Origin of the sequence: Streptomyces sp. NBC_00299 (genome assembly GCF_036173045.1) — a bacterium.
GTDB classification, from domain to species: domain Bacteria; phylum Actinomycetota; class Actinomycetes; order Streptomycetales; family Streptomycetaceae; genus Streptomyces; species Streptomyces machairae.
Genome location: NZ_CP108039.1, coordinates 7,442,743 through 7,455,878, shown reverse-complemented (window position 1 = coordinate 7,455,878; position 13,136 = coordinate 7,442,743). Strand labels below are relative to the sequence as shown.

At 70.8% G+C, this 13,136-nt stretch carries 14 protein-coding genes; 2 read left to right on the top strand and 12 right to left on the bottom strand.

Going from position 1 to position 13,136, the window contains the following annotated elements; all coding sequences use genetic code 11:
- Positions 1 to 3: 3 nt before the first annotated feature.
- The gene (locus OHT51_RS33245) at positions 4 to 441 is read left to right on the top strand and encodes a Rieske (2Fe-2S) protein (protein WP_328882603.1); all 438 of its coding nucleotides are present in this window, start codon (positions 4 to 6) and stop codon (positions 439 to 441) included.
- 22 nt (positions 442 to 463) lie between these two features.
- Positions 464 to 1,207, top strand: a complete 744-nt coding sequence (locus OHT51_RS33240; protein ID WP_328882602.1) for a nucleotidyltransferase domain-containing protein — start codon at positions 464 to 466, stop codon at positions 1,205 to 1,207.
- Here OHT51_RS33240 and OHT51_RS33235 read toward each other — a convergent pair.
- The 12 genes from OHT51_RS33235 to ald form a co-directional block, all read right to left on the bottom strand.
- Positions 1,133 to 1,900: a nucleotidyltransferase domain-containing protein gene (locus tag OHT51_RS33235; protein ID WP_328882601.1), complete on the bottom strand. Its 768-nt coding sequence runs from the start codon at positions 1,898 to 1,900 to the stop codon at positions 1,133 to 1,135. The two genes, OHT51_RS33240 and OHT51_RS33235, sit on opposite strands and share 75 nt — an antisense overlap.
- Positions 1,901 to 1,903: 3 nt before the next feature.
- Positions 1,904 to 2,926 carry an ADP-ribosylglycohydrolase family protein gene (locus tag OHT51_RS33230; RefSeq protein ID WP_328882600.1) on the bottom strand — a complete coding sequence of 341 codons (1,023 nt, stop codon included), beginning with the start codon at positions 2,924 to 2,926 and terminating at the stop codon, positions 1,904 to 1,906.
- A complete protein-coding gene (locus OHT51_RS33225; RefSeq protein ID WP_328882599.1) occupies positions 2,923 to 3,639 on the bottom strand; it encodes an NUDIX hydrolase in 717 nt (238 codons plus the stop codon). Before OHT51_RS33225 ends, OHT51_RS33230 begins: the two co-directional genes overlap by 4 nt.
- A 103-nt stretch (positions 3,640 to 3,742) precedes the next feature.
- Positions 3,743 to 5,158 (bottom strand): MFS transporter, encoded by a 1,416-nt coding sequence (locus tag OHT51_RS33220; protein WP_328882598.1) that lies wholly within the window; start codon positions 5,156 to 5,158, stop codon positions 3,743 to 3,745.
- Between the two features lie 53 nt (positions 5,159 to 5,211).
- Positions 5,212 to 5,760, bottom strand: coding sequence for a TIGR03086 family metal-binding protein (locus tag OHT51_RS33215; protein ID WP_328882597.1), 549 nt, complete (start codon positions 5,758 to 5,760; stop codon positions 5,212 to 5,214).
- On the bottom strand, positions 5,757 to 6,722 hold the full coding sequence (locus OHT51_RS33210; protein ID WP_328882596.1) for a sigma-70 family RNA polymerase sigma factor: 966 nt from the start codon (positions 6,720 to 6,722) through the stop codon (positions 5,757 to 5,759). The genes OHT51_RS33215 and OHT51_RS33210 overlap by 4 nt, the downstream gene beginning before the upstream one ends.
- Before the next feature lie 112 nt (positions 6,723 to 6,834).
- Entirely contained in the window at positions 6,835 to 7,956 is a 1,122-nt protein-coding gene (locus OHT51_RS33205) for a pseudouridine synthase (protein ID WP_328882595.1), read from the bottom strand.
- A complete protein-coding gene (gene scpB / locus OHT51_RS33200) occupies positions 7,956 to 8,639 on the bottom strand; it encodes an SMC-Scp complex subunit ScpB (protein ID WP_328882594.1) in 684 nt (227 codons plus the stop codon). Before scpB ends, OHT51_RS33205 begins: the two co-directional genes overlap by 1 nt.
- Positions 8,636 to 9,730, bottom strand: a complete 1,095-nt coding sequence (locus OHT51_RS33195) for a segregation and condensation protein A (protein ID WP_328882593.1) — start codon at positions 9,728 to 9,730, stop codon at positions 8,636 to 8,638. The genes scpB and OHT51_RS33195 overlap by 4 nt, the downstream gene beginning before the upstream one ends.
- Before the next feature lie 18 nt (positions 9,731 to 9,748).
- Positions 9,749 to 10,375, bottom strand: a complete 627-nt coding sequence (locus OHT51_RS33190; protein ID WP_328882592.1) for a hypothetical protein — start codon at positions 10,373 to 10,375, stop codon at positions 9,749 to 9,751.
- Positions 10,360 to 11,496: a ParA family protein gene (locus OHT51_RS33185; protein WP_147996875.1), complete on the bottom strand. Its 1,137-nt coding sequence runs from the start codon at positions 11,494 to 11,496 to the stop codon at positions 10,360 to 10,362. Before OHT51_RS33185 ends, OHT51_RS33190 begins: the two co-directional genes overlap by 16 nt.
- A 399-nt stretch (positions 11,497 to 11,895) precedes the next feature.
- Complete coding sequence (ald, locus tag OHT51_RS33180) at positions 11,896 to 13,020, bottom strand: alanine dehydrogenase (RefSeq protein ID WP_328882591.1); 1,125 nt, start codon at positions 13,018 to 13,020, stop codon at positions 11,896 to 11,898.
- Positions 13,021 to 13,136 lie beyond the last annotated feature (116 nt).

Sequence of the window (13,136 nt, the reverse complement as noted above, 5' to 3'; positions counted from 1 at the left end):
GACATGACCTACCGTCCGACGCGGCGCACGATCCTCATCGCGACCGGCGCGACGGGTGCGACGGCGCTCGTCGCCGGCTGCGGCGATTCCGACGACAGCGGCGGGTCGACCGACTCGACCACCACCACCTCGCCCGACCAGGACGGCCAGGAGGGCCAGGAACTGGCCTCCACCTCCGACATCCCGGTGGGCGGCGGCACGATCTTCAAGGACGAGAAGGTCGTGGTGACCCAGCCCGAGCAGGGCGAGTTCAAGGCCTTCTCCGCCATCTGCACCCACCAGCAGTGCCTGGTCGGCAGCGTTTCGGACGGCACGATCAACTGCCCGTGCCACGGCAGCAAGTTCAAGATCACGGACGGCGCGGTGGCCAACCCGCCGGCGACGAGGCCGCTGCCGGCGAAGAACATCGTCGTGGAGGGAAATTCGATCCGGCTCGTGTGATCCGCCACGTACGCTCCGGGGCATGCGCCCCGAGACCCTGGTCCGCGACCACACGATCTATGCCTGTGTGATGGGCTCGCGCGCCTTCGGCCTGGCGACGGACGGCAGCGACACCGACCGCAGGGGTGTGTTCCTCGCCCCCACGCCGCTCTTCTGGCGGTTCGACAAGCCGCCGACGCACATCGACGGCCCGCTGGAGGAGCAGTTCAGCTGGGAACTGGAGCGCTTCTGCGAGCTCGCCCTGCGCGCCAACCCGAACATCCTGGAGTGCCTGCACTCCCCGCTCGTGGAGCACGTCGACGACACGGGCCGCGAGCTCCTCGCCCTGCGCGAGGCGTTCCTGTCCCGCCAGGCCTTCGAGACGTTCACGCGCTACGCACTGGGCCAGCGCAAGAAGCTGGAGGCGGACGTCCGCTCCCACGGCGCCCCGCGCTGGAAGCACGCGATGCACCTCCTCCGCCTCCTGACCAGCGCCCGCGACCTGCTGCGCAGCGGCCACCTGACGATCGACGTAGGTGATGGGCGCGAGGCGCTGCTGGAGGTGAAGCGCGGCGAGGTTCCCTGGCCGGAGGTCGAGTCCCGGATGACCCGCCTGGCGAGGGAGGCGGAGGAAGCCGTCCACCACAGCCCGCTCCCGGCCGAGCCGGACCGCCGCCGGGTCGAGGACTTCCTGATCCGCGTCCGCCGCGCGTCAGCTCTCCAGCCGGGACCGTACGACGAAGGTGTGCAGGGCGTCGTGGACGCTCGGGGCGTCGGGCAGCGCTGAGGCCGCCTGCGCCTCGTCGAGCACACCGTGCAGCCGCTCGACGTCGGCCGCCACACGCGCGTGGTCGACGTCGGCGAGCCCGTGCTCCTGCTCCGCCTTCGCCGCGATCAGCTCCGGCAGATAGCCGGGCGCCTGGGCCTGCCCGCCCGGGGCGGTCTCCCCGACCAGCGTGGGCAGATGCGGCTGAACCTCACCGCTGCGCATCAGATGGATGCCGGTGAGCAGCACCCGGAAGGTGTAGAGCAGCGGCTTGAGCTCGCCGGTCTTCTCGAAGAGCCGCCACTGCGTGTTCGCGAAACCCCGGTAGTGATGGGCGTGGTGGCTGGTGAGGACGCCGGGCGCCAGCTCGGCCAGCTCACGGTGGGCGTCCGTGGTGTGCACGACGAGCGGCGAGAGCAGCTGCTCCAGCACATAGCCGTTGCGGCGCAGCATCAGCCTGACGAACTTGCGCAGGTCGTGCGTGACCAGGTCCATCTCGACGCCGTCCCGGACCCACATCCGTGACCGCGTCTCGTCCGGCTCCCGCAGCCCGACGAGGTCGGCGGCCGGCAGCAGATGCACGCCCCGCAGGTCGACGTCCGAGTCGCGCGACGGAAAGCCGTACAGATGCGCGCCGGAGACGGTCGCGAACAGCACCGGGTCGGGCTGCTCGGCGACGACGGGCGTGAGGTCGATGTCCAGGGCGTCGATCATCCGTCAAGCGTCCCAGAGCGCTCCGAGGGTCAGCAGATCACCCCGGTACTCGATCCGGTCCGCCCACTCGGTCGGCCAGGCGTCCGCACCCAGATACGCGCCCGCGAAGGCCCCCGTCAGGCACGCGATCGAGTCCGAGTCGCCCGACGTACAGGCGGCCCGGCGCAGCGCTGTCAGCGGCTCGTCGACGAACCACAGGAAGCACAACAGGCCGCAGGCCATGGCCTCTTCGGCGATCCAGCCCTCGCCGGTGGCCAGGCACGGATCGGTCTCGGGCGAGACGGTCCGTACGGCGCCCTGGACCCGGTCCAGGATCCCCAGGCACTCGTCCCAGCCTCGCGTGATGAAGTGCTCGGGGGTGGGGTCCTGGCTGCGGGTCCACAGGTCGCCGAGCCAGCGCTCGTGGTAGCGGGTGCGGTTCTCGTAGGCGTACGACCGCAGCAGCCCGACCAGCCCGGTCGGCTCGGCGCCCTGGGCGAGCAGGCGTACGGCGTGCGCGGTCAGGTCGGAGGCGGCGAGGGCTGTCGGGTGCCCGTGGGTGAGCGCGGACTGCAACTGGGCGGCGCCCGCGCGCTGTTCGTCGCTGAGACCGGGGACGAGCCCAAGCGGCGCGACGCGCATGGTGGCGCCGCAGCCCTTGGAGCCGATCTGGCTGGCGTCCTGCCAGGGCGTGTCGGTGCGCTCCAGCAGGTCACAGGCCCTGAGGCAGGTGTTGCCCGGGGCCCTGTTGTTCTCCGGAGAGCGGTTCCATGCGACGAACTCCACACGCACCGTCTCCACCATCGCCCCGGGTCCGAGCACGCCCAAATCCATCGCCGTCCGCAGCCCCTTCCCCAGCGCCAGCGTCATCTGTGTGTCGTCGGTGACGATGGCCGGCGTCGGCAGCTCCATCTCGCGCCACGGCCCGCACTTGGCGAGGATCGACGGCACGTCGTTGAACTCGGTCGGGAAGCCGAGCGCGTCCCCGAGGGCGAGGCCGAGCAGGGAGCCGGTGGCGGCGCGCTTGCGGACGGTGGTCGTGGTCATGCGGGGCGTCCTTCCGGGGTGGGCCGCAGCAGGGGCGGATGGAGCGTGGCGGCGGTACCGGCGCGGTACAGCGCGGCCGGTTTGCCACGGCCGCCGGTGAGCCGGGCGGCGCCGGGCACGGGCTCGACGAAGCCCGGCGTGGCGAGCACCTTGCGGCGGAAGTTGGGCCGGTCGAGAGCCGTGCCCCACACGGTCTCGTAGACCTGTTGCAGCTCGCCGAGCGTGAATTCGGGTGGGCAGAAAGCGGTGCCGAGACTGGAGTACTCGAGCTTGGCGCCGACGCGTTCATGGGCGTCGGCCAGGATCCGGTCGTGGTCGAAGGCGAGCGGGCCTGCCGTGTCGTACGGCACCCAGCGTGCCTGCGCGGCGTCGCTGCCGCCGTGCGGTTCGGGCGGGTGGGGCAGCAGGGCGGCGAAGGCGACCGTCACGACCCGCATGCGGGGGTCGCGGTCGGGTTCGCTGTAGGTCCGCAGCTGCTCCAGGTGCAGTCCGGAGACGTCCGACAGGCCGGTCTCCTCGGCGAGTTCGCGCCGGGCGGCGGCCTCCGCCGACTCGTCCGGCTGCACGAACCCGCCGGGCAGCGCCCAGTGACCCCGGTACGGCTCCTGCCCGCGCTCGACGAGCAGGACGTGCAGGACGCCGTCGCGGATGGTGAGGACGGCCAGGTCGGCGGTGACGGCGAAAGGTTCGTGGGCGTACTTGTCGTAGTCCATGCGAACCCACCCCCTTAATAGTCAGTACGACTATAAAGAGGGTGGGGTGAGTGCCGCAAGCCCTGACGGTGAGGTGGGTGCCGCAAGCCCGACCGGGTATCGGCTAGGCCCGCGCGCGGGAGGGCGCGAACGCCGCCACCCCCGCTCCCACGGCCGCCGCGGCCGCCGTCACCCACAGCGCCGCCCCGGCGCCGTCGATGAACGACTCCGGCGAGCCGTAGCCGCCGTACGTCGTGAACACGGCTGCGGCGATCGCGATCCCGAAGACGCCGCCCAGCTCGCGCAGCGCGTTGTTGACGCCGGCCGCGACGCCCGCGTCGCCCAGCGGGACGGATGAGGTCACGGCGTTGGCCACGCTCGGGAACACCATGGAGATGCCAACGCCGGCGACGATCAGCGGAACGACGAGGCTGCCGTATCCGACGCCGGGTTCGACCAGCCAGGCCAGCAGCGCGAGGCCCGTCGCCTGGAGCACCAGGCCGCCCAGCATGAAGGGCCGGGTCCCGAACCGGTCGGCGAGAGCTCCGGCGATCGGCGCGATCAGCAGCGGCGTGGCGTTCCAGACGAGGATCCGGACGCCCGCCTCCAGCGGGGAGTATCCGAGGCCGAGCTGGAAGAGCTGCGTGATCATGAAGAGGGCGCCGAGCAGCGAGGCGAAGAGGAGGAAGGCGGAGGCGTTGGCGGTCGAGAAGCCGCGCCGCCGGAAGTGGGACAGCGGCAGCATCGGATAGCGGGCGCCGTTCTTCTCCCAGCCCAGGAAGGCGGCGACGAACACGAACCCGACGGCCAGCGCGGCCATCACCTCGGCGCTCCCCCAGCCCGCCTCGGGCGCCCGCACCGGCGCCCAGGCCAGGCCCGTGAGGCCCACGGCCGCCAGCACCAGTCCCACGAGGTCGAGTTGCGGGCGGGTGCCGTGGCTTTCGCGCAGCTTGCGGGCGGCCAGGGGGATCATGGCCAGCCCGATGGGCACGTTCAGCCAGAAGATCCACTGCCAGGACAGGCCCTCGGTGACGGCCCCGCCCAGCACCGGCCCGGCGGCCACGCCGAGTCCGGTCACGCCGCCCCACATGCCGATGGCGACGCCCCGCTTCTCGGCCGGGAACGCCTCGCTGATCAGGGTCAGGGTGAGCGGCAGCAGAACGGCGGCCCCCGCGCCCTGCAGCAGGCGCGCGCCGATGAGCTGGCCCGGGCCCGAGGCGAGGGCCGCCGCGGCCGAGGCGAGCGTGAAGACGGCGAGGCCCACCACGTACATCCGCCGCCGGCCGAACCGGTCGCCCAGCGCGGCGCCGGTCAGGGTGAGACAGGCGAAGACGAGGTTGTAGGCGTTGATCGTCCACTCCAGCTCGGACAGGCTCGCCCCGAAGTCGGCCTGCAGCGCGGGCAGCGCGGTGGCGACGACCACGACGTCGAGCGAGCACAGCAGCGCGCCGAGCCCGGCGAGGGCGACGGTCCACCCGCGGCGCGTGGGCGCCTGTGCGGCGGATGCCGGCAGGAGAGGGGCTTTCAGCGTCTCGGTCATGACGATGCCTTCCGTGAGATCACTACGGGTCACTCACGGAAGGCAGACCCGGCTCACTCCGGAAAGGAATCGCGGCGGCCCAGGAAGGCCAGCAGCCGGACGTCGGCACGCGCGCGTGGCGGCACCTCGACCCGCGCGCCGAACCGCACGCCCCGGTCCTCCTCGGCGACCACACAGCGGGCGATGCTCAGCAGCTCGGCCGCGAGCGCGCCCGGGATGGGCCTGGGCCGGCCGCAGGCCTGGGCGACGTCCCACCCGTGCACGGCGATCTCGACGGCGCCCACGGCGGCCATCACCCGTACGTCCAGCGGCCGTTCACCGACCAGGACACGCTCCTCGGCGGGCCCGGCCGACCAGGCGCCGAGCACCGCGCACGCGCGCGTGCGGAAGCCGCAGGCCCGGTCGGCACGCGGGAGCAGCCCGATCCGCCCGCCGGTCAGGCCCTCGTACAGCGCGTCCAACGAGTCGTCGAGATGCCCGAGCAGCTCCCCGAGGTCCCACTCGGCGCACGGCGTCCCGCGCGTCAGGCTCGCGGACTCGGAGCCGGCGACGCTGCCCAGCGCGTAGGCGAGCGAACGCTCCAGCAGCTCCCCGGAGTTCATGACAGCTCCTCGGGCAGCCCGAAGCGGTCCAGCAGGTCCGCCGGGTCGAGGAAGGCCGTGATCCGGGCCAGGAGCCCCTTCTCCACCGTGAGCACCTGCAGCGAGTGCGCCCGCAGGACGTCGTCCTCCCCGCGGACGTACATCGCCACCGCCGGCTGCCCGTTCGCGCGCGTGCGCAGCATCCGCAGGGTGCCCTTCTCGTGGACACGCGCGTGCAGGAACCGCAGCACGTCCTTCGTGCCGCTGTACCACTCCAGGAAGGGCGGCATCTCCAGCTCGACGCCGTCCTTGAGGAGCCCGATCAGCGAGTCCACGTCGGCGTTCTCGAAGGCGGTCACGTACCGGTCGAGCACCTCGCGGTCGGCGGCGCCCTCCGGTTCCTCGACGAGGTCCTCGTCGGGAGCCACCTCGGCGAGGCGGGCACGCGCGCGCTGGAGGCTGCTCTTCACCGCCGCCGTCGACGTGCCGAGCAGCGCCGCCACCTCGGGCGCCCGCCAGGCCAGCACGTCCCGCAGAATGAGGACGGCCCGCTGTCGCGCGGACAGCTGCTGAAGGGCCGCGACCAGGGCGAGGCGCAGACTTCCCCGCGCGGCGACGACGCCCGCCGGGTCGACGAGCGCGTCGGGCAGCGGCTGGAGCCACGGAACGTCCGTCACAGGGGCCCTCAGCGGCTCCTCGGGCTCCTCTGCGGGCCCGCCGAGCCCCGAGGGCAGCGGACGGCGGGCACGGCCCTCCAGCGCCGTCAGACACGTGTTGGTGGCGATCCGGTGCAGCCACGTCCGCAGGGACGCCCGGCCCTCGAAGCCGTCGTAGGACCGCCAGGCCCGCAGATACGTCTCCTGCACCAGGTCCTCGGCCTCGTCGACCGACCCCAGCATCCGGTAGCAGTGCGCGAGCAGCTCCCGCCGGTACGGGTCGGTCAGCCGGACGAACTCGTCACGGTCCGCAGTAGTCGTACTCATCCCCGCTCCCTCCGTCACTGATACAGACCGGCGGAGCGGCGAAAACGAATCGGCCGGCCCCGGAGCAAAATCCGGAACCGGCCGATTCGCACGCGTGGGACTGGGATCCGGCCTACAGGTCGACTTCCTTCATCAGCATGCCGACCTCGGTGTTCGACAGCCGCCGCAGCCAGCCCGACTTCTGGTCGCCCAGCGTGATCGGCCCGAAGGCGACCCGCACCAGCTTGTCGACCGGGAAGCCCGCCTCGGCGAGCATGCGGCGCACGATGTGCTTGCGGCCCTCGTGCAGGGTGACCTCGACCAGGTAGTTCTTGCCGGTCTGCTCGACGACCCGGAAGTGGTCCGCGCGCGCGTACCCGTCCTCCAGTTGGATGCCGTCCTTGAGCTGCTTGCCCAGGTCGCGCGGGATCGGGCCCACGATGTGCGCGAGGTAGACCTTCTTCACGCCGTACCTGGGGTGGGTCAGCCGGTGCGCCAGCTCGCCGTGGTTGGTGAGCAGGATCACGCCCTCGGTCTCGGTGTCGAGCCGCCCGACGTGGAAGAGCCGCGTCTCCCGGTTGGTGACGTAGTCACCGAGGCACTGCCGGCCCTCGTTGTCCTCCATGGTCGAGACGACACCGGCGGGCTTGTTCAGCGAGAAGAACTGGTACGACTGCGTCGCGACCGTCAAGCCGTCGACCTTGACCTCGTCCTTCTCCGTGTCGACGCGCTTGCCCTGCTCCAGGACGATCTCGCCGTTGACCTCGACCCGCGCCTGCTCGATCAGCTCCTCGCAGGCACGCCGCGAGCCGTAGCCGGCACGCGCGAGGACCTTCTGCAGCCGCTCGCCCTCCTGCTCGGCGCCCGGGAAGGTCTTGGGCAGCTTGACGTCCTTCTTGCCGGCGTAGCGCTCACGGTTGCGCTCCTCGGCCCGCGCGTCGTACTCGCGGGAACTCGCCGGAGCCGTACGGCCGCGCCCGGTGCCCTGGCCCTGCTTGGGGCCGCCCTTGGCGCCGCCGCGCGCAGAGGCGCCGCGCCCCGACTTGGGGCCTTCATGGGTGGCGCCGGGGCCTACGTCGTAGCGCCGCTCCTCCGGGCGCGGCCTCTTCGGCCGGCCGCCCTGCTTGTCGTCGCGGTTGTTACCGGCGCCGCGGTTGGTACCGCGGCCACCGCTGCTTCCGCCGCGGCCGCCGCTGTTGCCACCACGGCTCCCGCCGTTGTTTCCGCTGCTGTTCCTGCCGCTGCTGCTTCGCATCAAAGTTCCGTCTGGTCGTCTACGTCGTCGGTGCCCCGGGGTGCCGGGACGCCCGGACCGTCATCGGGAGCGTCCGGGTCGAACGACGGAACGCCTTCCTGGGTCTCGGCCTCGATCGCCTCCGCCTCCGGGAGGAAGGGCGCGAGCTCCGGGAGCTCGTCCAGACCACGCAGGCCCATCCGCTCCAGGAAGTAGTTCGTCGTCCTGTACAGGATCGCACCTGTTTCGGGTTCCGTGCCCGCCTCCTCGACCAGCCCGCGCTGCAGGAGGGTGCGCATCACGCCGTCACAGTTCACTCCGCGCACGGCCGAGACCCGGCTACGGCTGACCGGCTGGCGGTATGCGACGACCGCGAGCGTCTCCAGCGCAGCCTGCGTGAGCCGGGCCGTCTGGCCGTCGAGCACCAGCCGTTCGACGGCGGCCGCGTACTCGGCGCGGGTGTAGAAACGCCAGCCGCCGGCCACGAACCGCAGCTCGAAGCCGCGGCCCTGCACGGCGTACTCGTCGGCCAGCTCCCGCAGAGCGTCGGCAATCTTGCGACGGGGCCGCTCCAGGAGCTTTGCGAGGCGCTCCTCGGTCGCGGGCTCGTCCACGACCATGAGCATCGCCTCAAGGGCGGGCTTCAGGTCGAGGTCCGCGACGCCGCGCAACCCGGCCGGAAGCTCGGTGGTCTCCTCACTCACGCCTTCTTCTCCTCCTTGGGCGGCTCGGGCGGCCGGTCGAACTCGTCGGTCACCAGGGGTGCCTCGTCCCCTTCCCCACCGGTCCACCGCACGATGAGCTCGCCGAGAGCGATCTCCTGGTCGAGGACGACGGCCTTCTCGCGATAAAGCTCCAGCAGAGCCAGGAATCGCGCTACGACAGTGAGGGTGTCGCTGGTGTCCTCGATCAGGGCACGGAAGCTGGCCTCGCCGAGCTCCTTCAGCCGCGCGACGACGATCCCCGCCTGCTCCTGCACACTGACCAGCGGCGCGTGGATGTGATCGACGTACACCTGCGGCTTGGGCTTGGGCTGCATGGCCTTGACCGCGAGCCTGGCGAATCCTTCCGCCCCGATGCTGATGACGACCTCGGGCAACAACTCGGCGTGCTGCGGCTCCAGCCCGACGGTCCGCGGATAGCGCCGGGCCTCGTCGTCCAGCCGCCGGCTGAAGATGTCGGCGATCTGCTTGTACGCCCGGTACTGCAGCAGCCGCGCGAACAGCAGATCCCGCGCCTCCAGCAACGCGAGGTCGGCCTCGTCCTCCACCTCGGCGGCAGGCAGCAGCCGCGCCGCCTTGAGGTCGAGCAGGGTCGCCGCGACGACCAGGAACTCGGTCGTCTCGTCGAGATCCCAGTCCGGCCCCATCGCCTTGATGTGCCCCATGAACTCATCGGTCACCTTGGACAACGCCACTTCGGTGACATCGAGCTTGTGCTTGGAGATCAGCTGGAGCAGGAGGTCGAAGGGCCCCTCGAAGTTGGAGAGGCGGACCTTGAAGACGCCGTCGTCGGGTTCTTGGGGGGCGGGGGCTGCTTCCGCGGGTTCGGCAGCAGGCGGCACGCGGCCGTCACCGCCGCCGGTGTGCCCACCGACCTGAGCCGAAGACTCGGCCTCAGCCGATGACTCGCTCTCCGCCGCAGGCGCGGCAGGCACCGCCTCCGCTGCAGGCACCGCCTCCGCAGGTGGCGACAGATCCGGCTCGACCTGCAGAGCGCCCGGCCCCCGGCCCAGCGCACGCCGACGGCCGCCGGATGCACCGGGACTGGCGGCGGGAACGTCGTTCGAGGTCATAGCCCCCGCAGGCTACCGCTACCGCCCGCGAAGCCGTCGTACCAGGATGCTGGCGTCTCCCCGGCTCTCCAGATCCGCGAGCACCACGGCCACCGCCTCGCGGACGATCCGCCCGCGGTCGACGGCCAGCCCGTGCTCGCCGCGGAGCACCAGACGCGCGTGCTCCAGATCCATGAGCTCCTCGGCGGAGACGTACACGGTGATCTTCTCGTCGTGCCGCTCGCGACCACTGGGCCGGCGCGAGGCCTGCCGTCCACGCTTGCGTGGCCCGGCGGAGGCGGCGGCAGAGGCAGCCGCACCGGACGCGGTGGAACCGCCCACGGCATTCGCGGACGCCCCGGCAGAACCTTCCTGCGCCCCCTGCCGCCGAGCGGAGCGCTCCGCGGTGGCAGCCCGGCTGCGCGACTCACCGGCATCGACGGACTCGGCGTCGGCCGCCACATGCTCCGCGCCGTCACCGTCTCCGCCCTGCGCGGGCACCGACTGCGGCACGTCCTCGGCGGCGGCGTTGTCGCTCTCCCCCGCGGGAGCCGGCACCCGGGCCTCGCCGTTGGCCGGGCGCCGGGGAGTGGACGGCTGGAGCGCCATACCCCCTGTCGTACGGAACAGTTCGTCGGCCCCCGGCAGACTCACTCGGCGTGACACCGGGCGAGCACCTCCCTGGCGAGCTGACGATAGGCGGCGGCGCCGACGGAGTTGGAGGCGTACGTGGTGATCGGCTCACCGGCGACCGTGGTCTCCGGGAAGCGGACCGTGCGCCCGATGACCGTGTGGTAGACGTGATCGTCGAACGCCTCGACCACACGGGCCAGGACCTCGCGGCTGTGGACCGTGCGCGAGTCGTACATCGTGGCGAGGATCCCGTCGAGCTCCAGCTCGGGGTTGAGCCGCTCCTGGACCTTCTCGATGGTCTCCGTCAGCAGCGCGACACCGCGCAGGGCGAAGAACTCGCACTCCAGGGGCACGATTACCTTGTGGGCGGCCGTCAGCGCGTTCACCGTGAGCAGACCCAGCGAGGGCTGACAGTCGATCACGATGAAGTCGTAGTCCGGCAGCAGGGGCTTCAGGGCGCGCTGGAGTGTCGACTCGCGCGCGACCTCGCTCACCAGCTGCACCTCGGCGGCCGACAGGTCGATGTTGCTCGGAAGCAGGTCCATGTTCGGGACCGCTGTCTTCAGGAGCACCTCGTCGGCCGACATGCCCCGCTCCATGAGCAGGTTGTAGACCGTGAGGTCGAGCTCCATCGGATTGACGCCGAGGCCGACCGAGAGCGCGCCCTGTGGGTCGAAGTCGACGAGCAGGACCCGGCGTCCGTATTCCGCGAGCGCGGCACCCAGGTTGATGGTCGACGTCGTCTTGCCGACGCCGCCCTTCTGGTTGCACATCGCGATGATCTTCGCGGGGCCGTGGTCGGTCAGTGGACCCGGGATCGGGAAGTACGGCAGCGGACGTCCGGTCGGACCGACGCGCTCGCGGCGCTGGCGAGCAGCGTCGGGCGCGAGCGTGGCCGCGTACTCGGGGTCGGGCTCGTACTCCGCGTCGGGATCGTAGAAGTGCCCGTCGGGCAGTTCGTCGTAGACGGCGAATTGGTTGTGGGGCGCGCCACTTCCGTCGCCGGCCATGGCGTTCACGTGATGGCCATCCATGCTCTGGTGTGCTGTCTGAGTCAACCCTGAGATCTGGTGACTCTGGTGGGCTGCGAAGGTGCGCACCGCAACGGAGCCGACAGCCTCGAATCCCGCGGGACCCTGGTCCCGTACCGGCATTCCTGGTTGACCACCCCCGGGAGAAAATGTCGACTCATTCACAAGTCGTCTTACCTCCTTGGTGACCAGGAAACTTCTAGACAGGTCAGCGTGGCACCATGCCGACAGTCGGCGACTCTATGGCGTGTCGGCGGTCCGCAGCAACACAATCCGCCGGACCGGGCAGATGTGTCGACAATGAAACATCCCGCTGTCAAGGGCGTACGGCCGTCGCACAGCAGGTTTCACCGGTGTGCGAATCGGTCGAAGGGTTGCGTTCGAGGCGAGTTGACCGAGAGTCGCAAAGTGACCATACACACATCCGGCCGGACCTTTTCGGGCAAGGTCCGGCCGGGTGCGTTCGGTTGACGACTCGTGTTGACGTATCGCCTTTACCAGAAAGTGACTTAGCCGATCGGCTCAGCCGAGCAGCGAGGCGAGCTCCACGTGCTCCAGGCCGTGCGCCTCCGCGACCTGGCGGTAAACCACCTTGCCGTCATGCGTGTTGAGGCCCCTGGCCAGCGCGGGGTCACGGCGCAGCGCCTCAACCCAGCCGTGGTTGGCCAGTTCGATGATGTACGGCAGCGTGGCGTTGGTCAGCGCGTAGGTGGAGGTGTTGGGCACCGCGCCGGGCATGTTGGCGACGCAGTAGAAGACCGAGTTGTGGACCGGGAAGGTCGGCTCGGCGTGCGTGGTGGGACGCGAGTCCTCGAAGCAGCCGCCCTGGTCGATCGCGATGTCGACAAGAACACTTCCGGGCTTCATCCGCGAGACCAGCTCGTTGGTGACCAGCTTCGGGGCCTTGGCGCCCGGGATGAGGACGGCACCGATGACGAGGTCGGCCTCGAGGCAGGCCTTCTCCAGCTCGAAGGCGTTGGAGACGACGGTCTGGATCTTCGTACCGAAGACCTTGTCCGCCTCCTTGAGCTTGTTGATGTCCTTGTCGAGCAGGGTCACGTGGAAGCCCATGCCGATGGCGATCTGCGCGGCGTTCCAGCCGGAGACACCGCCGCCGATGACGACGGCCTTGCCGGCCAGCACGCCGGGGACACCGCCGGGCAGGACACCGCGGCCGCCGTTCGCGGCCATCAGGTGATAGGCGCCGACCTGCGGGGCGAGGCGGCCCGCAACCTCGGACATGGGGGCGAGCAGCGGCAGGGCGCGGGTGGGCAGCTCGACCGTCTCGTAGGCGATCGCGGTGGTGCCGGACTCGATGAGCGCGTCCGTGCACTCCTTGGAGGCGGCCAGGTGCAGGTAGGTGAAGAGCGTCTGGTCCTTGCGGAGGCGGTGGTACTCCTCGGCGATGGGCTCCTTGACCTTCAGCAGCAGGTCGGCGGCGGCCCACACCTCGTCGGCGGTCGGAAGGATCTGGGCGCCTGCGGAGACGTACTCGCTGTCCGGGATCGACGAGCCGACACCGGCGCCCTGCTCGATGACGACCTGGTGGCCGTGGCGCACCAGTTCGTGCACGCCTGCGGGGGTGATGGCCACCCGGAACTCGTTGTTCTTGACCTCGCGGGGGATGCCGACCTTCACGTCGATCACGGTCCTTGGCTCAGAGGGTGTGGGGCATTACATGACATACCCAGGCATGCGTGGGCACACCGGGAGACACCGCAGAGAAGGTGCGGCAGAGCCAGTCTAATGAAGGTGTTCGCGCT